The following is a 22941-nucleotide window of genomic DNA, read 5'->3' on the forward strand; positions in this document are numbered from 1 at the left end:
TTATAGTTAAAAATTCATTTGAACGTAAGGCTCTACCACTTATCCTGGCTCTGTTACACTTACTTGTTATTTGTCGGTGGAAGAAATTTATGCAAAAAAGATTGAAGGCCGTTATCCCAGTAGCAGGTTTGGGCACCCGTATGCTGCCTGCAACCAAGGCGATCCCTAAAGAAATGCTGCCTGTGGTCGATAAGCCATTGATTCAGTACATCGTGAGTGAATGCGTTGCGGCGGGTATCAAGGATATCGTACTGGTCACGCACTCATCGAAAAACGCGATCGAAAACCACTTTGATACTTCCTTTGAGCTGGAAGCGACGTTGGAAGCTCGGGTAAAACGCCAACTGCTTGCCGAAGTTCAAAGTATCTGCCCGCCAGATGTAACGGTGATGCAGGTACGTCAAGGGCAAGCCAAGGGATTGGGGCATGCGGTGTTATGTGCTCAACCAATGATTGGGGATAACCCATTTGTGGTGCTGTTGCCAGACGTGTTATTGGATGACTCTACTGCCGATCTGCAGAAAGAAAACCTGGCCAAAATGATCCAGCGTTTTGAGCAAACCGGCTTTAGCCAGATTATGGTTGAGCCAGTACCGGAAGAGGACGTTTCCAAATACGGTGTGGTCGATTGCGGCGGCGTGGCGTTAGCCGCTGGTGCAAGTACGCCAATGACTGCGGTGGTAGAGAAGCCTGCACGGGAAGATGCACCTTCTAACCTGGCCGTAGTAGGGCGCTATGTTCTCTCTGCCGATATCTGGCCATTGTTAGAGAAAACTCCCCCGGGTGCTGGTGATGAAATCCAACTGACCGACGCTATTGCCATGTTGATGGAGCAGGAAACGGTAGAAGCTTTCCATATGAGCGGCAAATCCCACGATTGTGGTGACAAACTGGGCTATATGAAGGCGTTTGTCCAGTATGCCCTGCGCCACCCTTCCGAAGGCGAAAACTTCACCCAGTGGATGAAACAGACCCTGAACAGCAAGTAATTGCCTGAGCCGGTTAGCACGACCACGAGATTTTAAGAGGAACACCATGTCGATGAAGTTGAAAGCCGTCATTCCTGTTGCTGGTTTGGGTATGCGCATGTTGCCTGCGACCAAGGCGATCCCGAAAGAGATGCTGCCGATCGTTGATAAGCCGTTGATCCAATATATCGTCAACGAATGCGTGGCTGCCGGGATCAAGGAAATCATTCTGGTTACCCACTCCTCCAAGAACGCGATCGAAAACCATTTCGATACGTCTTATGAGCTTGAGGCGATGCTTGAAGCGCGCGTGAAGCGTCAGCTGCTGGATGAAGTTAAATCCATCACGCCGAAGGGCGTAACCCTGATGCACATCCGCCAAGGGCAACCGAAAGGATTGGGGCATGCGGTACTGTGTGCCAAACCACTGGTAGGTGATTCACCTTTCGTGGTGGTGCTGCCGGACGTGCTGCTGGATGACGCCAAGGCGGATATGCACAAAGACAACCTGGCGCATATGATTGCCCGCTTCGAAGAGAATGGGCTGAGCCAGGTACTGGTGCAGCCTGCGGATGAAAACGTGCTGTATGACTACTCGGTGGCAGAATGTGAGACCACGACCCTGCAACCAGGGGAGAGCTCACGCATGACGTCGATCATTGAGAAGCCAAGCCGTGAAGTGAAACTGAAATCCAATTATTCTGCTGTTGGCCGTTATGTGCTCTCTGCCGACATCTGGCCGATTTTGGAAAAAACACAGCCAGGCGCCTGGGGCCGAATTCAACTGACCGATGCGATTGCTGACCTGATGAAACAACAGACGGTAGAAGCGATGGAACTGGTAGGGGAATCGTTTAACTGCGGTGAAAAACTAGGCTATCTCCAAGCCTTTGTGACCTATGGCTTACGCCACCCCACGCAGGGCGAAGCCTTCCGCGAATGGGCCGAGCAGCTAAAACTGTAGTAATTTGTACTGAAAAAGAGCGGAAAAATCTTTATAGTTAGAGGCCTGCGGAAATCTCAGCGGGCCTTTTGACTTGCCCGCGTTCGTTCGCACATGAAAACACTCCTGGTGCATGCGCCAGTCACTACGAGTTTGAGAGACATCTTAGCAAACCCAGACTCAACGTTTGCTCAATGAGTGCTTTCATGCATGTATCGCAGGACTGCCGTACATAGCGCAAACAAAAAATTTTGCTAAGCACCACCCCCAAGCGGCCATGGTTGGCCAGGTCTTTAGCGTTGCAAGTTTACTTACTTTGAAAGTGATGAAAATTCGATGGCAAAGAAACAATGGAAGCTGATACCGCTCCTGGTATCAATCAGTGTGATCAGCGGTTGTACCGTAGTACCTGGCTCACACCTCTCTACCAGCGGGAAAAACGTTGTTAAGCAGGAAGACAGCGATTTTAACCTGAATAAGCTGGTCAATATCTACCCGATGACGCCGAGCCTGGTTGAGAAAATGCGACCAAAACCGGTCATCGCGCAAACCAACCCAGCCTTGGAACGTGATCTGCAGAGCTATGAGTACCGTATCGGTGTGGGCGACGTGCTGATGGTGACCGTTTGGGATCATCCGGAGTTGACTACTCCGGCAGGCCAATACCGTAGTGCTAGTGACACCGGTAACTGGGTGAATGCTGACGGTACAATCTTCTACCCGTACATTGGTAAGGTGAAGGTTGTAGGGAAGACGGCTAGTCAGGTACGCAACGATATAGCTAGCCGTTTGGCGCAATATATAGAAAGCCCACAAGTAGATGTGAGTATTGCTTCTTTCCGCTCACAAAAAGCCTATGTAACTGGTGAGGTAGAAAAATCAGGCCAGCAGCCGATAACAAACGTGCCGTTGACCGTTATGGATGCTATCAATAATGCGGGCGGTCTCTCCGAAAACGCGGATTGGCGCAATGTGGTGTTAACGCATAATGGTAAAGAGCAGCGTATTTCTCTTCAAGCGCTAATGCAAAAAGGCGACCTCACGCAAAACCATTTACTCTATCCTGGCGATATTCTCTATATTCCCCGCAATGATGACTTAAAAGTCTTTGTTATGGGGGAAGTGAAAAAACAGTCAACGTTGCGGATGGATCGAAGTGGTATGACGCTAACCGAAGCTCTGGGTAATGCCGAGGGTATGGATCAAGCGATGTCTGATGCAACTGGGGTGTTTGTTATTCGCCCGTTGCGCGGTACTGAAGGGAATAAGATTGCTAATATTTTCCAGCTGAATGCTGCAGATGCTTCGGCTTTGGTTATGGGGACAGAGTTCCAACTCCAACCTTATGACATTGTTTATGTCACAACTGCGCCTGTTGTACGTTGGAACCGAGTTATTAGTCAGCTAGTTCCGACTATCACCGGTGTACATGATATGACGGAAACTGTACGCTTCATCAATCAGTGGAATTAATATGTTTGATTCTATTCTAGTCGTTTGTGTTGGGAATATTTGCCGCTCTCCTATCGGAGAGCGGTTACTCAAAAAATTAATGCCTGAGAAAAGAGTTGCATCTGCAGGTGTTGCCGCGCTAGTTGGCAAACCAGCAGATGAAATGTCAGCATTAGTTGCGAAGGAAAATGGTTTATCACTTGATGGGCATATTGCTAATCAGTTGAACCGAAAAAAATGTTTGGAATACGACTTAATTCTTGTAATGGAGCCAAAACATTTAGAGACAGTATGCAATATTGCTCCTGAAGTAAGAGGGAAGGTAATGTTATTTGGGCATTGGAATAACCAAGAGCCAATTGGTGATCCTTACCGGAAGAGTAAGGAAGTTTTTGAATATGTGTATAGCCAGTTAAATTCCTCAGCTTTAGCTTGGGCGGATAAACTTAATCGTTAATTTAGGTTTTAAATGATGAAAGATAAATTACCTGTGCAGCAGTCGCGGGATAACGATGATGAATTAGATATTACTCGTCTGGTTGGGGCGTTTATAGATTATCGCTGGCTCATTCTCGGGGTCACCACATTTTTCTCTGTTATTGGTGTTATGTATGTGATACTGGCGACACCTGTATATAAAGCAGAAGCATTAGTACAGATCGAACAGAATGTCGGGACATCCTTATTAAAGGATATATCACAGATATTACCTAATAGCCAATCCCCATCAGCTCCTGAAATTGAAATTATCAAATCTAGAATGGTAATTGGAAAAACAATCGAAGAGTTGAATTTAACCACAATAGTATCACAGAGATTTTTTCCTATTTTTGGAAAGGGAATAGCTCGATTAGAGAAAGATAAAAAAGCTTTAATTTCTGTTCCAATATTAAGCGTTCCTGTTGATTTTTTAGATAAAAAAATGGTATTAGAAATAACAGGAAAGGAAACTTATGAAATAACATTACCTGATGACTCCATTATTAATGGAAAAATTGGTGATACGGTAATGTCTGGGGATGTAACCATCAGAGTAAGCGACGTTGATGCAGAAGTAGGTGATGCATTTACGATTGTGAAAAAATCAGAGCTCGATGTTAGGGATGATATTCTTGATAGTCTAACAATCGCAGACAAAGGTAAAGATACTGGTGTGCTATCGTTAACATTGTTAGGTGAGGATCCTGTATTAATAAAGAAAACGTTAAAAAGCATAACAGATAATTATCTACAGCAAAATATAGAGAGGAAATCTGAAGAGGCAGGTAAAAGTTTAACGTTTTTGACTGAACAACTACCGCAAGTAAAGGACGCTTTGAATACAGCTGAAGGAAAGTTGAACTCTTTCCGTCAACAAAATGATTCAGTCGATCTTTCGTTGGAAGCCAAGTCTGTTCTTGACACCATGGTCGCAGTTGATACTCAATTAAACGAATTGACTTTCAAAGAAGCAGAAATATCTAAGCTGTACACTAAGGAGCATCCATCATACAAAGCATTATTAGAAAAGAAGGATACTTTAGAGAAAGAAAAAGAAAAACTCAGTAAAAAAGTTAGCGCAATGCCGAAAACGCAGCAAGAAATACTGAGTTTAACGAGAGATGTACAGTCTGGACAAGAAGTATATATGCAACTCTTGAACAAACAGCAAGAGTTAAGTATTAATAAAGCGAGTACTATCGGTAATGTTAGAATTATTGATGCCGCAGTAACATTCCCCGAGCCAGTAAAGCCACAGAAATTAATGCTGGTCCTAGTAAGCACAATTATGGGATTGGTAATTTCATGTGTTATTGTTATGCTCAAGATCATTTTCCATAAAGGAATCGATAGCCCTGAGCAGTTAGAAGAGAGAGGGATTAATGTTTATGCTAGTATACCTTTATCGGAGTGGCAGGTTGAAGCGGATAAAAAACTGCTACGATTTAAAGGAAGGAAAACTAATACCAAGTCAAATAAAGTTTTAGCGTTAGGTAATCCAACTGACATTGCGGTTGAGGCAATAAGAAGCCTTAGAACCACGCTACACTTTGCGATGATTGATGCGAAAAATAATATTCTGATGATCTCGGGGACCAGTCCAAGTATAGGGAAAACATTTGTTACAACTAACCTTGCAACTGTTATCGCGCAAACAGGCAAGAAGGTGTTAATAATTGATGGTGATATTCGTAAAGGGTACCTTCATGATGTTCTAGATGAAAAGAACGATGTTGGCCTTTCTAATATACTATCAGTAAATATGGATAACTATGCTGGGATCGTGAAAAAAACAAAAGTTGATAATTTGGATATGATTTCACGAGGATTAATTGCGCCAAATCCGTCTGAGTTGTTAATGAGTAACAGATTTTCAAAGTTTTTGGAATGGGCATCTGAAAACTATGAGCTAGTTCTCGTAGATACGCCACCTATATTGGCAGTTACAGATGCAGCGATAATAGGGCGTCTTGTAGGAACGACGTTGCTTGTTGCAAAAGCTGACGGTAATACAGTAAAAGAAGTTGAAGTAAGCTATAGACGTTTCGAGCAGAATGGGATTGAAATTAAAGGGACTATTCTGAATGCTGTGGTAAGAAAAGCGTCAGCAGAGTATAGTTATGGTTACTATCATTATGAATATAATAGTAAAGAATAGTAGTAAATAATCGAATATCCCACAGCAGTGCTAACTTGATTTTGTTATGCATTGCTGTGGTTGATTCAGATGGGCAATGCTCATGAGTCATTGAGGTTTTATATATAACATGGTCTATATATTTTCATTAGTCGGTTGTCTATCGATATTTTTCTTTTTTCGAATGTCAGTTCTTCTTATACCAATATGGACGCTGTTAACACCAAAAGCATTATTACTAATAGATACACCGGCTTTACCAGTCATTAGTTTATATAAATTCCTATGTTTATCACTGATCATCGCATATGCATTCCGAGTTGCATTGACAGGACGATTAAGAGTACGGAATATTCCATTTAATAAAGTGATAGTTTTGCTATTGGCTGCCAGTTCAATATCCGTTATTTTAAATATCACTAGCAATAATTCAGGCTTGTTAACATTAGTTACATTGGTTCTTGAGGTTTTTGCACCAATGTACATATTCTGTCACTATATTAGTGTGTTGCCCACAGAGAAGCTAATTTCTTTAGCAAAAAAATATACGGCTTTTTATTGTTTACTTGCTATCTATGGGACAGTTTGTTACCTCATTAACTATAACCCATATATTGAATTCATTGAGTCGACAACGCAAACAGGAAGAGTGCTAGCAAGGACTTATGCCGATACTTTGCGTGGTATTCGTGCCCAAGGAACGATATCTCATCCGATTACTTATGGTGCACTGTTAGTCATTGGCTTATTAACATACTATACGATCAAGCTCAGTAAGAAGAAATTTATCATAAAAGACTATTTAAAAATAATAATAATTACTGTGGTCATAATGCTTTCCGTATTATTAACAAACTCTCGTAGTCCACTGATTTTCTTTGGTATCGCTGTCTTGATATTTGCGACAATGCAAGGTTTGGCAAAGTCATTAAAAAGTATAATTGTTTTATTAATGATATTCGTTATCACATTCTCCGTATCGGATGTATTTCGAGATAAAGTCTACTCGGTAGTTAACATATTTAACCCAGAAGTTGGGCAAGATATGAATGGGTCTGATTTAGCCATGCGAGGGGGACAATTAGCAGTATCAATGAAATATTTGCTAATTTCTCCAGTCTGGGGAAATGGACTCGATGCAACTAGGAACATTGTTTCCTCAGAACAGGAAGAAGACTTATACAATTCTGAAAGTATTCTTTTTAGGTTAATGATTGATCAAGGGGGCCTAGGGTTAATCGCTTACTCCTTATTTTTTATTGCGTTATATAAGAAAGTTGCGCTATATATTAGCAATGCATCAGCTAGAAAAATGTATCTCGGATTTATTGTTGGCTATATAATATTCACTATATCAACAGGTATTATGGATACATTACAAAACATGATGTTCATGGTTTGCTTCATTTATTATTACTTCAGAAGTATAAGTAATGATTCAGCAAGGATATAAATCTAGTAAAGCTATGGTTATATATTTTTATTGTCAGTTGTGATAACAGTATTATGGTTTATAAGAATCATAAGGAATTTTATGCATAAGTTATCCATTTTTATTCTATCGCTTGTTGTATTCACTTCATTATCTAGTAAAGCAACTGATGTAGGTGTTTATTACTATCCTGGCTGGAACCGTCAGCATGTTGATGCCTGGTCGAAAATTAAACTATTTCCAGAGCGTGAACCGCTATTGGGCTGGTACAAAGAAGGGGATGACTCTGTCACCAAAAAACAACTTCAATGGATGGATAAATATAATGTAAAATTTATAGCGTATGATTGGTATTGGGACAAGGGAACGGGTACCCAAAACCGAACCTATGCTATTGACTCATATCTCAGATCTGTCACTTCCATTAGAACAAATGTTAAATTTACTCTCTTATGGGCAAATCACACGGGTACACCAGAGAGCTATAGTGAGTTTGATAAAATAGTTGACTATTGGATAGCGCATTATTTTAAGAATGAAAAATACCTAAAAATACAAGAAATGCCTGTTGTGTATATTTTCTCTCCCGAAATGCTTGCACAAGATGCGGCTTCGTTTGGCGCTAAACCGAAAGAACTTTTAGATAGGGCAAGAAATAAAGCAATTCAATCTGGTTTAAAAGGTATATATTTTATTGGTTCTTCGGATGCTAATGTCAACGCCTTAACTACAACTCTTCCTGAACAATCATATAACGCTATCAGTGCGTACAACTATCACCTTGGTATGATGAATAATAAAGCAAAAAGCATTATTCCTTTGTCAAAAAGCTATCCAGAACTTACTGATGGGTATGAATTCACTTGGGAGCAAATCTTAAAACATACCAAGTTACCTTATGTGATCCCGTTGACGTCGGGCTGGGATAAACGTCCTTGGGGAGGCAGTGAAGATTCACAGCACGATAACTCATACAGTACACCAAACCAATTTTATACACATCTAAAAGAGGCAAAAAAGATCTTGGATGCTAACCCGGCAAACACACTGAATACCGTTATTATTTGCTGCTGGAATGAGTATGGTGAAGGTTCATATATTGAGCCAACAAAAAAATATGGTTTTTCATATTTGGAAAAAATAAGTGAAGTATTTAAAGATAAATAAATGACCAGGATTGTTGAATAGGAGGTTAAGTGGAAAACGTATTATTCATCTGTGTTGTTTATTCTAAAGAACCAGAAAAAACAAAGACAATAAACAGCTATAGAAAGGTAATATTTAGCAATTATGGGCTAATGCCATCACTAGCGATTTGGGATAATTCAAAAGCCGGCTTCACCATTAGCAATGAATTATCAGAGTCAATAGATAATCTCCAGTATTATCATACAGGGAATAACGAAAAATTATCGGTAATTTACAATACGGTAATTGATAAGAATAAAGATAAATTAGAGTGGGTTGTTATTCTCGATGATGACTCAGTTATTGATTGTTCATATGCTCAAGCCGTTCAGGATTTTATCAAATCAAAAAGTAATGCAAAAGTTGCAATACCGAAGATTTTTTTAAATAACACAATGATATCCCCAGGATTTGTAAAGGGGGTCAGAGGCTTCGCTCTTAAAGATATTAGCAACGGCGTTTCCGAAATCAGTAATTTAGTTGCGATGATGAGTGGTACTGTAATCAGTTTTAAAGATAAGGAGTTGATACCGACCTTTGATGAGCGCTTAAGCTTCTATGGTGTCGATACGAGATTTTTTAGAGAAGTATCAAAGTTGAATCTGGGTGTCTATATTATGCCCGTGATTATGCAACATGAATCAGCCTTAAGAGATATTAGTATACCATTTAAAGAAAAGTACCGAAGGCATTGTAATTTATTAAGCTCTAAAAAATATGTTTTTGATGATATTCCGCTTTATAAACTTAGAGTGAAACTGTTTACATATTTTTTTGCAATTAAGCAAATTATCAGAAGCAAAGATATACGTTATGCTAAACTTTTTTTAGAACATTTATAATATGATAATAACACGAACGATCTCATTGTTTAATAACTACAAGCTGCGTGTTTTTTTATCGCGTATTCTTGGTGCTGTGACTGTGCTTGTATTACAGTTGACTGTACTAAAATTAGAGAATGCAAACGTTTCGGGAATGTTTTTTATAGCCTATACGCTATTTCAAATAACTAATGTACTGAGCCGATTTGGTGCTGACATTTTTTTAGTCAGGAATTACCATAATTATAATTTCACGAAACGGCATAACGAATTTAACGATAGCTTCTTTTGTTCGTTTTTCATGTCAGTTCCGCTATCGATATTGTTTTTAGTATTAGGCTGGCTATATGCCTTATCATGGTTTGGTAATGATATATCTACAGAGATACTGCTGATTATTAGCATAGGGTTAACATTACCCCTGACAAGTTCGGCATCAATCATTTTTTACATATTCCAGGCTAAGAAAAAAGTAATAACTCAAACATTAGGTCTTAACGTTCTACAGCCTTTGGCATTCTTAATTCTTTATCTTGTTATGAAATTCGGCACAATGACGTTAGATATGGATATAGGGGTTTTTCCTTTAGTTGTTTCATTTTATCTATCTGCATTATTTATTTTTATGATCTCGATGAGGTTCTCTAAAATAATAGCTTATCCAATTATTATAAATAGAAAGTATCTATCTATGAAGTTGCATATGGCAAGGTTGAAAAAGAATAACCAATTTATTTTCTCAGCGTTTGGCACCCAGTTACTTGGTTGGATGCCATACCTGATTTCCTCATTCGTCCTTGGGCCTGTTTTTGCCTCTGTTTTTAATTTAATCCAACGCTTTGCTATGATTACGTCATTTATTTCTGTTGCTATAAATAGTGTATCAACTCCACAGATGGCTGGGATGTTAAAATATGGAAAATGGGATGAAATACAGAAAATCGTCAAAACAAATACTATAATTCTGAGTGTATTCTCCAGTGGTTACGTGTTTTGTTGTCTTCTCTTTTTGGTTTATTTTACCTATCTAGATAATTCAATGTTACTACCTGCAATAATTGTGATGCTTGGGTATGCAATAAACTGTAGCACCTCTGCTTGTGGTTATTATTTTCAGGTCATAGCTGACGTAAAGAAAATGAACATTGTGATCTATGGTGTTATTCTTTCAGTACCATTTAGTGCATTTATTTTATCTAACATCTTTGAAAGTGTAGGTGCAGCGATATCAATATTCTCTGCGGTGACATTGGTTAATGCCATTTTGTTCCCAATGATGGTTGTGCATATGAGACACGGGTTTAAAAGTATGAACTCGGACTGAATGATAATAATTACTTTGCTTAAATCTCTTTGTTTGGCAAACAAGTAACTTATTCATATCTGTTGTGCGTTATGATCTATTTTGTAGGTGGTTTTTGATGAAACGAAGGATATTATGTCTCCACCAAAGTGCAGAGCTTTACGGCTCTGATAGAAGTTTTCTTTCTGCAATTATTGGGTTGAAAAAAGAAAATAAAGTTGACGTTGTTTTACCTTTTGAAGGTGAGTTATCCACTCTTATAGAAAAAGAAGGCCTTGATATAAATTATTATGCCGATGGCATTTTACGTAAACAGGAACTTAAAAAGCCATTTTCATATTTGATTAAGCTCGCAAAAGCAGTTTTGCATAATACGTTTAAGTTCAGGCGGTATGATGCAATATACATTAATACCGTTGTAATGGTTTCTGCCATTCTTGCCGCGACGTTCTTCAGATTTTCCCATAAAAAAATAGTTTGCCATGTAAGGGAGATCCCATCAACTAAGCAAATTAAATTCTTTTCACTTCTTTTTAGAGTGTCAGGGGTCTATCTAATATTTAACTCTGAGGCTACAAAAAGAGCATTTAATTTGCCTGGAGAGGTTATTTATAATGGCGTTGACGATTTTAATTATGCACTCAATAGACTACCTATTACGGAAAAGCAGGACAGTGAAGATAACTGTAGTAAATTACTTTTAATCGGTAGGATCAACACATGGAAGGGGCACGAATTATTGATTGATTCAATAGCTTCCAACCTAAATAAGGACCAGTACTGCCATCTTAAGCTCAAGATTGTAGGTAGTTCATTTACAGGTTATGAATATTTAGAAAAAGAGCTAAACGAAAAAGTTGTAAAATATTCATTAGAAAGAAATATTGAATTTATTCCTTTTGTAAATGATCCAAGTGTTTATTTTAAATGGGCAGACTACATTGTTGTGCCATCGACAAAACCGGAACCTTTTGGCCGAGTAGCTGCCGAAGCATTTTCAGCATCAAAGCCAGTAATTGCTGCAAATCATGGCGGTTTGCAAGAGATTGTCACTCATGGTTTCGATGGTTACTTATTTGAACCTGGAAATGAAGATTCACTTGCTGAGATATTAACAATTATTGAGAGACTTTCTCCAATCGACTATCTTACTATGAGCAGAAACTCTCGTTTGACTTACGAAGCAAAGTTTTCGGTCGAAATTTACCAGTCAAAAATTTGTCATTTTATAAATAGGATTTAGTCGGATGAAGAAGCTTTCAATTTTAGGCATTAGGGGAATACCTGCGGCACATGGTGGTTTTGAAACTTTTGCAGAGTACCTTTCGCTATACTTGGTGAATAACAACTGGCAAGTAACGGTTTATTGCCAGGAGGATAGCGGTGATACATACGAATCGATGTGGAACGGGGTTAAATTGATCCACATTCCTGTAACACAAAAAGGGGCTTTGGGGACGATTGTTTTTGATCTAAAATCCATCCTGCACTCACTTAAAAGTGATGATTTGTTACTAACTCTGGGATATAACACGGCAATTTTTAATATCTTGCACTATCTTTCCCGCAGAAAAAATATAATTAATATGGATGGAATTGAGTGGAAGAGAGACAAATGGGGACCTATAGCAAAAAGTTGGTTTTGGCTCAATGAACGATTTGGTTGTTGGTTTGGCAGTCACCTAATTGCCGATCATCCTCGAATAAAAGAGCACTTAGAAACCAGGGTTAAAAGCGATAAAGTAACAATGATACCTTATGGCGCTCTACATATAGATAATGCCCCAGTCGACGTTCTCGAACGTTATGGTATTGCCCCACACAAATATTTGATGGTAATTGCGCGTGCTGAGCCAGAGAATTCCATTCTTGAAATTGTAAAGGGTTTTTCTAGTAAGAAAAGAGACATTAAATTGGTTGTGCTTGGCAACTATAATGACAACAATAACTATCATAAATTAGTAAAAGACTCTGCTAGTGAAGATGTATTATTTTTAGGGGCAATCTATGACTCCTCGATTGTGTCTGCGCTACGATATTTTTCATTGGCATATGTGCACGGACACAGAGTTGGTGGGACAAACCCTTCTCTTGTCGAAGCCTTGGGAGCAGGGAATGCTGTTATTGCTCATGACAATCATTTTAATCGTTGGGTTGTTGGCAGTGAAACGCTATTTTTCTCTAGTGATAGTGAATGTTCTGAGCAAATTGATTTAATTACATCAGATCTGAACATGGTTGCACGAATGAAGGCTTCATCTGTCGAAAGATTTAATGAACGCTTTACTTGGCGTGAGGTATTGAGTGAATATGAAAAGCTATTATCATCATGGCTTATAAAATGAGGCTTGTTATAGCCTCTAAAATGGCGCAATAACATTAGAAATAATTTAAATTGTTTGCACTAGCCAAATTTCATATGGTTTGCATTAAGAAGTCATTAAAGAATGAGACTGTAACTTTCTTTTTTTGAAATAAAAAACAACACCAGCAAGCCAATTTGTCTATTATAATTTCAAATTTATTTTAGTCATCTATATAATTCATAAAATAGAAATTGATGGTGAATTCATTATGCTGTTATTGTGTAATTAGATATTTTCTTGGCTATAGAAAAGCCGTGAGGCAAAGTAAATTTAGGACAACTACTTATCCTGGTTAATTATTTTTCCTGAGAACGCACCCTTTATAGTATTTGATTTAGAGGTTAAACTCCAAGGAAATGGTGTCAATAGGTTTGCTCAATGAAATATAAAATCAATACGTTTAGAACAAATACATCAATTATATCTATAATACAAAGATTCACTGATATCTTTGTAATGGTTTTAGCATTGTATATTGTTTGTTTGTTTAGTAATGAAAGTTTTATTTACAAACATTGGTTGATGATATTATCGTCCTTGGTCGTATTTCAAATGCTAAGTGGAATGACTGACTCCTATCGTTCATGGCGAGGAGTCAGTTTTTATGTGGAAATGAGATTAATGTATCAAAACTGGTCGCTATGTTTGCTATTAACTGCTGGTATTGTCTCATTTTTTGAGTTTATTGATGTTACGTTTTCTCTTTATCTAAAATGGTACGTGCTAGTATCTATTGGTCTCTTTTTCAGCCGTTATTCCGTTCGTTATGTAATCGGTTTTCTAAGACGTATTGGATATAATACTAAAAATGTGGCAATTCTTGGGACATTACCAGTCGGTATCAACCTTGCTACTCATTTCATAAAGTCTCCTTGGCTAGGTTTTAACTTAGTTGGCGTTTTTGGTGATTTACCATTGAATCTACCTTCAGAAATTTCATACGGTGGAGATGTAAAAACTTTGGTTGAAATGGCTAGGGCTGGAGTAATTGAGAATGTTTATATTTCTTTACCAATGAAAGATGAGGCCATTATTCAAAAAGTTGTTGAAGAGCTCACGGATACAACGTGCTCGGTCTTTTTAATTCCAGACGTATTAACATTTAATATTTTACAATCTAGAACTGAGGAGATAAATGGAGTGCCTATGGTTTCTCTATTCGACACTCCCATGAATGGATTAAATAAAATACTTAAAAGAACTGAGGATATCGTTGTATCGAGTGTTATTATTGCATTTATTTCACCTGTTCTTGTAATAATTGGATGTATGGTTAAATTCACTTCTGATGGGCCTGTCTTATTCAAGCAAACGAGATATGGTATGGACGGAAAGCCTATCAGCGTCTGGAAGTTCAGAAGTATGAATGTAATGGAGAATAGTGGCGTAATTACGCAAGCTACAATGGGCGACAAACGAATTACATCAGTCGGCAAAGTATTAAGAAAGACTTCTCTAGATGAATTGCCCCAGTTTTTCAATGTATTATTAGGCGATATGTCAATTGTAGGGCCGCGCCCTCATGCCGTTGCTCATAATGAGCAGTATCGGACTTTAATTAAAGGGTATATGCTTAGACATAAAGTAAAACCTGGCATCACGGGATGGGCACAAATAAATGGTTGGCGTGGCGAAACAGATACTCTAGACAAAATGGAAAAACGTATTGAGTTTGATCTAGAATATATAAGAAATTGGAGTATTTTCCTTGATCTCAAAATCATATTTCTTACGGTATTTAAAGGCTTTATAAATAAATCAGCATATTAAGTTAACTGACCTTATATTGGACTTCCCTCACTTCTCTAGAGTTTAAAAACATGCTGCGTTTTATGCAGTATGGATTAAGCGGAGTATCTGATGTCGATTGAGTTTTATTTTGGTTTTCTTGTCATAATCGCGATGATTTTTTGCGTTTTATTTATGAAAATCATTAATTCACGGTTAATAAAAATTGAATTGCCAATCGGTAATCGAGCTGGTTGTATAGATGGTGCTCGAGGTTATCTTGCATTGATGGTAGCAGTTCATCATTATTATATTTTTTATTTTTGGATTAAAACAGGAAAGTGGCTACCACCTGAAGTACAATATATAAATAGTTTAGGTAAGGTTGCGGTTTCAGCCTTTTTTATAATAACAGGTTATTTATTCTTAGGTAAAATCCTTAGAGATAATCGGCTCCATATCAAAACACAATGGTCTCCATTGTACCTTTCGCGCTTTCTTCGGATAACACCACTTTATCTTTTGTCTGTATTAGTAACCATTATACTTACATTTGTTTTAAGTGAAGGTGTATTGTATGTATCCTTCTTTGAGTTATTCAAGGAGGTCAGTCGGTGGTTGTTATATGTCGGCTATTCAATAAATGGAGATACAGATGCTAGGAGAATAACGGCAGGTGTTACTTGGACATTAAAGTATGAGTGGGTATTCTATTTGACACTACCTATTCTTGCTATTTTATTGAAAGAGCGTACGTTAGCAATTACTTCACTTATCGTAGGTGTTGGGATTTCTTATTTTAATATTAACGGCTTTGGTTTCGAATCTCATTATTTAATTTATTTCATATTTGGAGGCGGAATCGCTTTTGTCCAAAGTTTGAATAATAAGAAGCTAAGCGGGATGATGTCAACCTCTATCTGGAGTGTAATATCCATTTTGTCACTAGTTTTTGTGATATTTATAACGCCTCATTATTCTGTTTTTTTAAGCGACATATTAATTCTGTTTTTTCTTATGCCAATTATATTTGGCAACTCTCTCTTTGGCCTTTTAAAGTTAAAGTCTTCCATTCGACTTGGTGAGATAAGCTACAGTATATATCTTATGCATGGAATAGTATTCTTCGTCATTTTCATTTTCTTGTTTGATGTAAATAAAATGAATGGTTGGGTTGAGTTTTTTATCTATATGCCTTTCTCGCTTATGCTGGTAGTGTTTTTTTCAGTATATACTTATCAATATATTGAGAAGCCTTTTGTTGATCTCTCCCACATAATCAGGAAAAAAAGGATTAATACAAGCGAGATTATTTAATTTTTGCTATAGCTTCCAGTTTTTGCTCAATATTTTACGAATATCTATAGAGGGCTAGTATGAGAATTATAGTTACTGGTGGCGCTGGTTTTATTGGTTCAGCCGTCGCACGTCATATTATTAATAATACCCAGGATCAAATATTGATTTTAGATAGCCTGACATATGCCGGGAATCTAGAGTCTTTAGACACTATCGCTACCAGCGAACGCTACAAATTTGAACATGTAGATATTTGTAATCGTCAAGAATTAGACCGTGTATTTGCCGAGTTCCAGCCTGATGCGGTTATGCACCTGGCAGCCGAAAGCCATGTTGATCGTTCCATTGATGGGCCTGCCGCATTTATCGAAACGAATATTGTGGGCACCTATACTCTTTTAGAAGCCGCGCGTCAGTACTGGCTAGCTTTGGATGACTCGGCTAAAAAAGCTTTCCGTTTCCATCATATCTCAACCGATGAGGTTTATGGCGATTTACACGGGACGGAAGACCTGTTCACGGAAACAACGCCTTATGCGCCAAGTAGTCCTTACTCAGCCTCGAAAGCCTCAAGCGATCATCTTGTCAGAGCTTGGCTAAGAACCTATGGCTTACCGACTATTGTGACCAACTGTTCAAACAATTATGGACCCTATCACTTCCCTGAAAAGTTGATACCGTTGACGATCCTCAATGCGCTCGAGGGTAAAGCTTTACCGGTATACGGTAATGGTGCTCAAGTTCGGGATTGGTTGTATGTAGAAGATCACGCACGGGCTTTGTACAAGGTTGTTTGTGAAGGTGAAGTCGGGGAAACCTATAACATTGGCGGTCATAACGAACGTAAGAATATAGACGTGGTGCAGACCATCTGTCGGTTGCTGGACGAATTGGTTCCAAATAAGCCTGGCAAACTGGTCAAGTATGAAGATTTGATCACCTTTGTGACTGACCGCCCTGGTCACGACATGCGCTATGCGATTGATGCCTCAAAAATTGACCGTGAACTGGGCTGGAAACCGCAAGAAACCTTCGAGAGCGGTATTAGAAAAACGGTTGAGTGGTATCTTGCTAACCAAGCCTGGTGGAGCCGTGTTAAAGATGGTTCATATGCTGGTGAACGTCTGGGTTTAACCCGTTAATTTAATTTAGGAATTTGAAATGAAAGGAATTGTACTCGCGGGTGGTTCAGGCACTCGTCTGTATCCGATTACACGTGGTGTTTCTAAACAACTGCTACCGATTTATGATAAACCAATGGTTTATTACCCGATCTCGGTGTTAATGCTGGCCGGGATCCGCGATATTTTAATTATATCTACTCCCGAAGATATGCCTTCGTTCAAACGCTTGCTGGGCGACGGAAGTCGCTTTGGTATTAAGCTGAGCTATGCAATCCAGCCAAGCCCTGATGGGCTGGCTCAGGCCTTCCTGATTGGTGAGGAGTTCATCAATGGTGAACGTTGTGCATTAGTTTTGGGCGATAATATTTATTTCGGCCAAAGTTTCGGTAAAAAACTTGAAAATGTGGTTGAAAAAAATGCTGGTGCTACGGTGTTTGGTTATCAGGTAATGGACCCTGAACGTTTTGGCGTGGTTGAGTTTGATGACAATTTCCGCGCATTGTCCCTTGAAGAAAAGCCAGCTGTGCCTAAGTCCAACTGGGCTGTTACCGGGTTATATTTCTACGATAATGAAGTCGTTGAAATGGCAAAGCAGGTTAAACCATCCCACCGTGGTGAGTTAGAGATCACTACGCTTAATCAAATGTACTTGGATGCTGGTAAGCTGAATGTCGAGTTGCTTGGGCGAGGATTTGCTTGGTTAGATACCGGCACTCACGACAGCCTGGTCGAAGCATCTCAGTTTATTCATACCATTGAAAAACGTCAGGGTTTCAAGGTCGCTTGTCTGGAGGAGATCGCATTCCGTAAGGGCTGGCTTTCTCGTGAACAAGTTGCTGAAGAAGCCAGATTACTTGGCAAAACACTTTACGGCCAGTATTTGTCGCATCTGATTGGGGAGTTATAAAATGCAGGTAATAGACACAAAAGTCGATGGTGTTAAAATCATCCAGCCGAAAGTATTTGGTGATGCTCGCGGTTTTTTCCTCGAAACCTTTGAAAAGAAACGTTATCAAGAAATGTTAGATATTGACCTGGATTTTGTTCAGGATAACCATTCGCGTTCTGCGCGCGGTGTATTGCGCGGCCTTCATTTCCAAAAGATAAATCCTCAGGGCAAACTGGTTCGTGTTGTGCGTGGTGAAGTGTTTGATGTTGCGGTGGATATCCGCCCTGGCTCTCCAACTTACGGTGCTTGGGAGGGGGTTATCCTCTCCGAAGAAAACAAAACCCAGTTCTGGGTTCCGCCGGGTTTGGCTCATGGTTTTGTTGTGCTCTCCGATGTTGCAGATTTCGAATATAAATGCACCGATTATTACAATCCAGCACATGAAGGCTGTCTGCTATGGAATGATCCACAGGTTGGTATTGAATGGCCGATCGATAATCCATTGTTGTCCGAAAAAGATAAAGTCGGCAAGTTATTCAAGGATCTAGTACTATGAGGATCTTACTAACTGGCGCGAAAGGGCAACTGGGAAGTTGCTTCCAGGATCGCTTACCAGCCGGGTGGGATGTGTGGGCAACTGATGCAGATGTGCTTGATATCACTGATCTTGCTAAGGTAAAAAGTGCTGTAGTTGATTATCGACCGAATGTTATCGTGAATGCTGCGGCATTCACTGCTGTTGATAAAGCAGAAACTGACCATGAAATCGCGGCATTGATTAATGAAGTAGGTCCGAAGAATTTGGCTTTGGCGGCCAATGAAGTTGGGGCTCGCCTGGTACATGTTTCTACGGATTACGTTTTTGATGGTGAGGCTATTACTCCCTATATTGAAACCGCACCCACTAACCCGCTAGGGGTGTATGGCAAAACTAAACTGGACGGCGAAATTGCGGTTAGCCACCACCTACCGAATGCGTTGATTATTCGTACAGCCTGGGTTTTTAGTGAGTACGGAAATAATTTCGTTAAAACTATGCTAAGGCTCGCGCAGGATCGTGACACTTTAGGTGTGGTATCCGACCAGTTTGGCTGCCCTACCTATGCAGGCGATATTGCTCAGGCAATTATCGAGCTCTTGCAGAGAAATGCAGCAGGTGGGGTCTATCATTTCTGTGGCGATGAAACTGTGGCATGGAGTGAGTTTGCTGAAGCTATTTTTTCAGCAGCAATCAAGCAAGGCGTTTTAGCCAAGGCACCGATTGTTAATGGGATTACGACGTCACAGTATCCCACGCCAGCCAGAAGGCCAAAGTACTCCGTCCTTAACTGCGAAAAAATACAAAACCAAGGTGTCATCTTGTCACCGTGGAAGGATCGTATTGACGAGATTATCACTATTCAGCCTAAGTAATGGTAATGCCTTCCACGCAACTATAATGGGCGCAGTGGGCATGGTGAATGGCTTTGACACGGAAGACTTCGAGAAGGCTACAGAGATGTGGCCTTTTTTTTGAGTAAAATTTTTATCATGACTCAATACTCTTAGTGGCCGGAAGGTTAGAATAGCAGCTCAAAATATTCATTTTCAGCGCATCAGGCGCTTGCAAGGAGTTCAGATGGCAATTCTAGTCACCGGCGGAGCCGGCTACATCGGTTCCCACACCGTTCTGGCCCTGCTGGAGCGTGGAGAAGAGGTTGTCGTCTTAGACAACCTATCGAACTCATCCGAAGAGTCACTGCACCGTGTGGAGCAGCTAACAGGTAAAGCAGCCATCTTCTACCAAGGCGACATTCAAGATCCGGAGTGTCTGAATCGCATTTTCGATGGTCACCGTATCTCGGCGGTGATCCACTTTGCTGGCCTCAAAGCGGTAGGGGAGTCAACCCGCAAACCTTTAGAGTATTATCAGAACAACGTCTCTGGCACCCTTGTGCTGCTGGATGAAATGCGTCGTGCCGGAGTTCATCAGTTTATCTTCAGCTCCTCCGCCACTGTCTATGGGGCAAACTCCCCAGTACCTTACGTTGAAACCACGCCTATTGGCGGTACAACTAGCCCGTATGGCACATCCAAACTGATGGTTGAGCAAATCTTGCAGGACTTTGCTAAGGCAGAGCCGCAGTTCTCGATTATTGCATTACGTTACTTCAACCCAGTCGGTGCCCATGAGTCTGGCCTGATCGGCGAAGATCCTAATGGCATCCCTAATAACCTGCTGCCTTTTATCTCGCAGGTTGCTATCGGCAAGCTGGAGAAACTGGGTGTTTTCGGCGGTGATTATCCAACGGAAGATGGTACAGGTGTGCGTGACTACATCCACGTGATGGATCTGGCTGAAGGCCACCTGATGGCCATGGATCATTTGAAGAAGGTCGAAGGGTTCAAAGCTTATAATCTTGGGGCTGGTGTTGGGTTCTCGGTGCTGGAGATGGTGCATGCTTTCGAGAAAGCCTCCGGCGTCGCTATCCCTTATCAGATCTTGCCGCGTCGTGATGGTGATTTGCCTGCGTTCTGGGCCGACGCCAACCTGGCCAGGAAAGAACTTGGTTGGGAGGTCTCTCGAGGTATTGACACTATGATGCGCGATACCTGGAACTGGCAAAGTAAGAACCCAAAAGGCTATCGCTGATAGCCGCGTTTTATTTTCATGCCTGTATTCTGATGGTGAATGAATGTTGGTTCTTGTACAATATTACGCTTCTTTAACATAAGTAATACTTTAATTTATTGATTTTTAAGTGATTGGATTCTAAGGTCACTATAGCCAAGTTACTACAGAGTAACGTTTGGTTAATTTGAAATCATAGACACTGGCGTGGCTGCAATGGGCCACGCTTGGCTGTTTAGAGGGTTATATGAAAATTATCATTACCGGTGGCGCTGGCTTCATTGGTTCCGCCGTTGCGCGGCACATCATCAACGATACCCAAGACCAAATTTTGATCGTAGATAGCCTGACATATGCTGGCAATCTCGAGTCTTTAACGCCAATAGCAAGCAGCGAACGTTACCAGTTCGCGCAGGTGGATATCTGTAATCGTCAGGAACTGGACCGTGTCTTTGCCGAGTTCCAGCCTGATGCTGTGATGCACTTGGCAGCCGAAAGCCACGTCGATCGTTCCATTGATGGTCCCGCCGCATTTATCGAAACCAATATTGTGGGTACCTATACCCTGTTGGAAGCGGCCCGCCAGTACTGGCAAACGTTAAGTGAGCAGGCCAAGAAGGCATTCCGCTTCCATCATATCTCCACTGATGAGGTGTACGGCGATCTGCACGGTACCGATGACCTGTTCACGGAAACCACACCTTATGCACCAAGCAGCCCTTATTCAGCTTCGAAAGCCTCAAGCGATCACCTTGTCAGGGCTTGGTTACGCACTTATGGTCTGCCAACTATCGTAACGAATTGTTCTAACAACTACGGTCCTTACCACTTTCCGGAAAAACTGATCCCGCTAACAATTCTTAACGCTCTTGAAGGTATAGCGTTGCCGATCTATGGCAACGGTACTCAAGTACGTGATTGGTTGTATGTCGAAGATCACGCACGAGCACTGTACAAAGTGGTCTGTGAAGGTGAAGTAGGTGAAACCTACAACATTGGTGGCCATAACGAGCGTAAAAATATCGAAGTCGTGCAAACGATCTGCCGTTTGCTAGATGAATTGGCGCCGAATAAGCCAGGTAACCTGGCTAAGTATGAAGACCTGATCACCTTTGTTACCGATCGCCCTGGTCATGACATGCGCTATGCCATTGATGCCTCGAAAATTGATCGTGAATTGGGTTGGAAGCCGCAAGAAACCTTCGAGAGCGGTATTAGAAAGACGGTTGAGTGGTACCTGGCTAATCAAGCTTGGTGGAGCCGTGTTAAAGATGGTTCATATGCCGGGGAACGTCTGGGTCTAACCCGCTAATTTAAGGTGTGAAAATGAAAGGTATTGTTTTAGCGGGTGGGTCAGGCACACGTCTTTATCCTATTACTCGTGGTGTTTCAAAGCAGCTCTTGCCGATCTACGATAAGCCGATGATTTACTATCCGCTTTCAGTATTGATGCTGGCGGGGATCCGCGACATTCTGATTATCTCCACGCCAGAGGATATGCCGTCATTTAAACGGTTACTCGGCGACGGAAGTCGTTTTGGCATCTCATTGAGCTATGCAATTCAACCTAGCCCAGATGGATTAGCGCAGGCATTTCTGATTGGTGAAGAGTTCATCAATGGGGACAGTTGTGCTCTGGTATTAGGCGACAATATTTTCTTTGGCCAGAGTTTTGGCAAGAAGTTGACGTCTGTCGTTGAGCGTAACCAGGGGGCAACCGTATTTGGCTACCAGGTAATGGATCCTGAACGCTTTGGCGTCGTGGAATTTGATGATGACTTCCGGGCATTATCTTTGGAAGAAAAGCCAGCGGAACCAAAATCCAATTGGGCCGTTACCGGGCTTTACTTCTATGATCATCATGTTGTTGAGATGGCGAAGCAGGTCAAACCCTCTTCACGTGGTGAATTAGAGATCACCACGCTCAACCAGATGTATCTGGATAAAGAGGCTCTCAGCGTTGAGTTGCTTGGGCGCGGTTTTGCGTGGTTGGATACCGGTACTCACGATAGCCTGATTGAGGCTTCCCAGTTTGTACACACGATCGAAAATCGCCAAGGGTTCAAGGTTGCTTGCTTGGAAGAGATCGCCTACCGCAAAGGGTGGCTGACTCGTGAGCAAGTAGAGGCTGAGGCTAAACTGCTTAGTAAGACATTGTACGGGCAGTATTTATTGCAACTGAGTTTGGAGAAATAGA

General features: G+C 40.7%; 20 protein-coding genes. All 20 read left to right on the forward strand.

Annotated features, from left to right (window positions below):
- The first annotated feature begins 89 nt into the window (after nucleotides 1-89).
- The 20 genes from galU (KGP17_RS08975) to rfbA (KGP17_RS09070) all read left to right on the forward strand — a co-directional run bounded on the left by galU (KGP17_RS08975) (nucleotide 90) and on the right by rfbA (KGP17_RS09070) (nucleotide 22940).
- Nucleotides 90-989: a UTP--glucose-1-phosphate uridylyltransferase GalU gene (gene galU, locus KGP17_RS08975; RefSeq protein WP_021180603.1), complete on the forward strand. Its 900-nt coding sequence runs from the start codon at nucleotides 90-92 to the stop codon at nucleotides 987-989.
- Between the two features lie 46 nt (nucleotides 990-1035).
- Nucleotides 1036-1932 carry a UTP--glucose-1-phosphate uridylyltransferase GalU gene (gene galU / locus KGP17_RS08980; protein WP_021805038.1) on the forward strand — a complete coding sequence of 299 codons (897 nt, stop codon included), beginning with the start codon at nucleotides 1036-1038 and terminating at the stop codon, nucleotides 1930-1932.
- Nucleotides 1933-2247: 315 nt separating this feature from the next.
- Entirely contained in the window at nucleotides 2248-3384 is a 1137-nt protein-coding gene (locus KGP17_RS08985) for a polysaccharide export protein (RefSeq protein ID WP_223499187.1), read from the forward strand.
- A gap of 1 nt (nucleotide 3385) precedes the next feature.
- Nucleotides 3386-3820, forward strand: coding sequence for a protein-tyrosine-phosphatase (locus KGP17_RS08990; RefSeq protein ID WP_037375041.1), 435 nt, complete (start codon nucleotides 3386-3388; stop codon nucleotides 3818-3820).
- Nucleotides 3821-3832: 12 nt separating this feature from the next.
- Entirely contained in the window at nucleotides 3833-6001 is a 2169-nt protein-coding gene (locus KGP17_RS08995; RefSeq protein ID WP_021805036.1) for a polysaccharide biosynthesis tyrosine autokinase, read from the forward strand.
- Nucleotides 6002-6110: 109 nt separating this feature from the next.
- Complete coding sequence (locus KGP17_RS09000; protein ID WP_021805035.1) at nucleotides 6111-7433, forward strand: O-antigen ligase; 1323 nt, start codon at nucleotides 6111-6113, stop codon at nucleotides 7431-7433.
- A gap of 81 nt (nucleotides 7434-7514) precedes the next feature.
- Nucleotides 7515-8579, forward strand: a complete 1065-nt coding sequence (locus KGP17_RS09005) for a glycoside hydrolase family 99-like domain-containing protein (protein ID WP_223499188.1) — start codon at nucleotides 7515-7517, stop codon at nucleotides 8577-8579.
- A gap of 29 nt (nucleotides 8580-8608) precedes the next feature.
- The gene (locus tag KGP17_RS09010; RefSeq protein WP_223499189.1) at nucleotides 8609-9442 is read left to right on the forward strand and encodes a hypothetical protein; all 834 of its coding nucleotides are present in this window, start codon (nucleotides 8609-8611) and stop codon (nucleotides 9440-9442) included.
- A 25-nt stretch (nucleotides 9443-9467) separates the two neighbouring features.
- Nucleotides 9468-10748, forward strand: a complete 1281-nt coding sequence (locus KGP17_RS09015) for a lipopolysaccharide biosynthesis protein (protein WP_223499190.1) — start codon at nucleotides 9468-9470, stop codon at nucleotides 10746-10748.
- A gap of 97 nt (nucleotides 10749-10845) precedes the next feature.
- On the forward strand, nucleotides 10846-11970 hold the full coding sequence (locus KGP17_RS09020; protein ID WP_021805031.1) for a glycosyltransferase family 4 protein: 1125 nt from the start codon (nucleotides 10846-10848) through the stop codon (nucleotides 11968-11970).
- 4 nt (nucleotides 11971-11974) lie between these two features.
- Nucleotides 11975-13072 (forward strand): DUF1972 domain-containing protein, encoded by a 1098-nt coding sequence (locus KGP17_RS09025; RefSeq protein WP_021805030.1) that lies wholly within the window; start codon nucleotides 11975-11977, stop codon nucleotides 13070-13072.
- Nucleotides 13073-13471: 399 nt separating this feature from the next.
- On the forward strand, nucleotides 13472-14863 hold the full coding sequence (wcaJ, locus tag KGP17_RS09030; protein ID WP_223499191.1) for an undecaprenyl-phosphate glucose phosphotransferase: 1392 nt from the start codon (nucleotides 13472-13474) through the stop codon (nucleotides 14861-14863).
- Nucleotides 14864-14953: 90 nt separating this feature from the next.
- Complete coding sequence (locus KGP17_RS09035; protein ID WP_223499192.1) at nucleotides 14954-16138, forward strand: acyltransferase; 1185 nt, start codon at nucleotides 14954-14956, stop codon at nucleotides 16136-16138.
- Nucleotides 16139-16197: 59 nt separating this feature from the next.
- Entirely contained in the window at nucleotides 16198-17262 is a 1065-nt protein-coding gene (rffG, locus tag KGP17_RS09040) for a dTDP-glucose 4,6-dehydratase (protein ID WP_223499193.1), read from the forward strand.
- A gap of 19 nt (nucleotides 17263-17281) precedes the next feature.
- Nucleotides 17282-18151 (forward strand): glucose-1-phosphate thymidylyltransferase RfbA, encoded by an 870-nt coding sequence (gene rfbA, locus KGP17_RS09045; RefSeq protein ID WP_021805026.1) that lies wholly within the window; start codon nucleotides 17282-17284, stop codon nucleotides 18149-18151.
- Between the two features lies 1 nt (nucleotide 18152).
- Entirely contained in the window at nucleotides 18153-18689 is a 537-nt protein-coding gene (gene rfbC / locus KGP17_RS09050) for a dTDP-4-dehydrorhamnose 3,5-epimerase (protein ID WP_223499194.1), read from the forward strand.
- Nucleotides 18686-19546 carry a dTDP-4-dehydrorhamnose reductase gene (gene rfbD / locus KGP17_RS09055; protein WP_021805024.1) on the forward strand — a complete coding sequence of 287 codons (861 nt, stop codon included), beginning with the start codon at nucleotides 18686-18688 and terminating at the stop codon, nucleotides 19544-19546. Before rfbC ends, rfbD begins: the two co-directional genes overlap by 4 nt.
- Before the next feature lie 205 nt (nucleotides 19547-19751).
- Entirely contained in the window at nucleotides 19752-20765 is a 1014-nt protein-coding gene (galE, locus tag KGP17_RS09060) for a UDP-glucose 4-epimerase GalE (RefSeq protein WP_223499195.1), read from the forward strand.
- Nucleotides 20766-20991: 226 nt separating this feature from the next.
- Nucleotides 20992-22056 (forward strand): dTDP-glucose 4,6-dehydratase, encoded by a 1065-nt coding sequence (rffG, locus tag KGP17_RS09065; RefSeq protein WP_021805022.1) that lies wholly within the window; start codon nucleotides 20992-20994, stop codon nucleotides 22054-22056.
- Between the two features lie 14 nt (nucleotides 22057-22070).
- A complete protein-coding gene (gene rfbA, locus KGP17_RS09070) occupies nucleotides 22071-22940 on the forward strand; it encodes a glucose-1-phosphate thymidylyltransferase RfbA (protein ID WP_021805021.1) in 870 nt (289 codons plus the stop codon).
- Nucleotide 22941: the final 1 nt, after the last annotated feature.

It is taken from the genome of Serratia sp. JSRIV001 (assembly GCF_019968745.1).
Taxonomy (GTDB): domain Bacteria; phylum Pseudomonadota; class Gammaproteobacteria; order Enterobacterales; family Enterobacteriaceae; genus Chania; species Chania fonticola_B.

Excerpts from the sequence above, each read along its gene's own strand:
- galU (WP_021180603.1), top strand. The coding sequence starts at position 90 with ATGCAAAAAAGATTGAAGGCCGTTATCCCAGTAGCAGGTTTGGGCACC.
- galU (WP_021805038.1), top strand. The coding sequence starts at position 1,036 with ATGTCGATGAAGTTGAAAGCCGTCATTCCTGTTGCTGGTTTGGGTATG.
- KGP17_RS08985 (WP_223499187.1), top strand. The coding sequence starts at position 2,248 with ATGGCAAAGAAACAATGGAAGCTGATACCGCTCCTGGTATCAATCAGT.
- KGP17_RS08990 (WP_037375041.1), top strand. The coding sequence starts at position 3,386 with ATGTTTGATTCTATTCTAGTCGTTTGTGTTGGGAATATTTGCCGCTCT.
- KGP17_RS08995 (WP_021805036.1), top strand. The coding sequence starts at position 3,833 with ATGATGAAAGATAAATTACCTGTGCAGCAGTCGCGGGATAACGATGAT.
- KGP17_RS09000 (WP_021805035.1), top strand. The coding sequence starts at position 6,111 with ATGGTCTATATATTTTCATTAGTCGGTTGTCTATCGATATTTTTCTTT.
- KGP17_RS09005 (WP_223499188.1), top strand. The coding sequence starts at position 7,515 with ATGCATAAGTTATCCATTTTTATTCTATCGCTTGTTGTATTCACTTCA.
- KGP17_RS09020 (WP_021805031.1), top strand. The coding sequence starts at position 10,846 with ATGAAACGAAGGATATTATGTCTCCACCAAAGTGCAGAGCTTTACGGC.
- KGP17_RS09025 (WP_021805030.1), top strand. The coding sequence starts at position 11,975 with ATGAAGAAGCTTTCAATTTTAGGCATTAGGGGAATACCTGCGGCACAT.
- wcaJ (WP_223499191.1), top strand. The coding sequence starts at position 13,472 with ATGAAATATAAAATCAATACGTTTAGAACAAATACATCAATTATATCT.
- KGP17_RS09035 (WP_223499192.1), top strand. The coding sequence starts at position 14,954 with ATGTCGATTGAGTTTTATTTTGGTTTTCTTGTCATAATCGCGATGATT.
- rffG (WP_223499193.1), top strand. The coding sequence starts at position 16,198 with ATGAGAATTATAGTTACTGGTGGCGCTGGTTTTATTGGTTCAGCCGTC.
- rfbA (WP_021805026.1), top strand. The coding sequence starts at position 17,282 with ATGAAAGGAATTGTACTCGCGGGTGGTTCAGGCACTCGTCTGTATCCG.
- rfbC (WP_223499194.1), top strand. The coding sequence starts at position 18,153 with ATGCAGGTAATAGACACAAAAGTCGATGGTGTTAAAATCATCCAGCCG.
- rfbD (WP_021805024.1), top strand. The coding sequence starts at position 18,686 with ATGAGGATCTTACTAACTGGCGCGAAAGGGCAACTGGGAAGTTGCTTC.
- galE (WP_223499195.1), top strand. The coding sequence starts at position 19,752 with ATGGCAATTCTAGTCACCGGCGGAGCCGGCTACATCGGTTCCCACACC.
- rffG (WP_021805022.1), top strand. The coding sequence starts at position 20,992 with ATGAAAATTATCATTACCGGTGGCGCTGGCTTCATTGGTTCCGCCGTT.
- rfbA (WP_021805021.1), top strand. The coding sequence starts at position 22,071 with ATGAAAGGTATTGTTTTAGCGGGTGGGTCAGGCACACGTCTTTATCCT.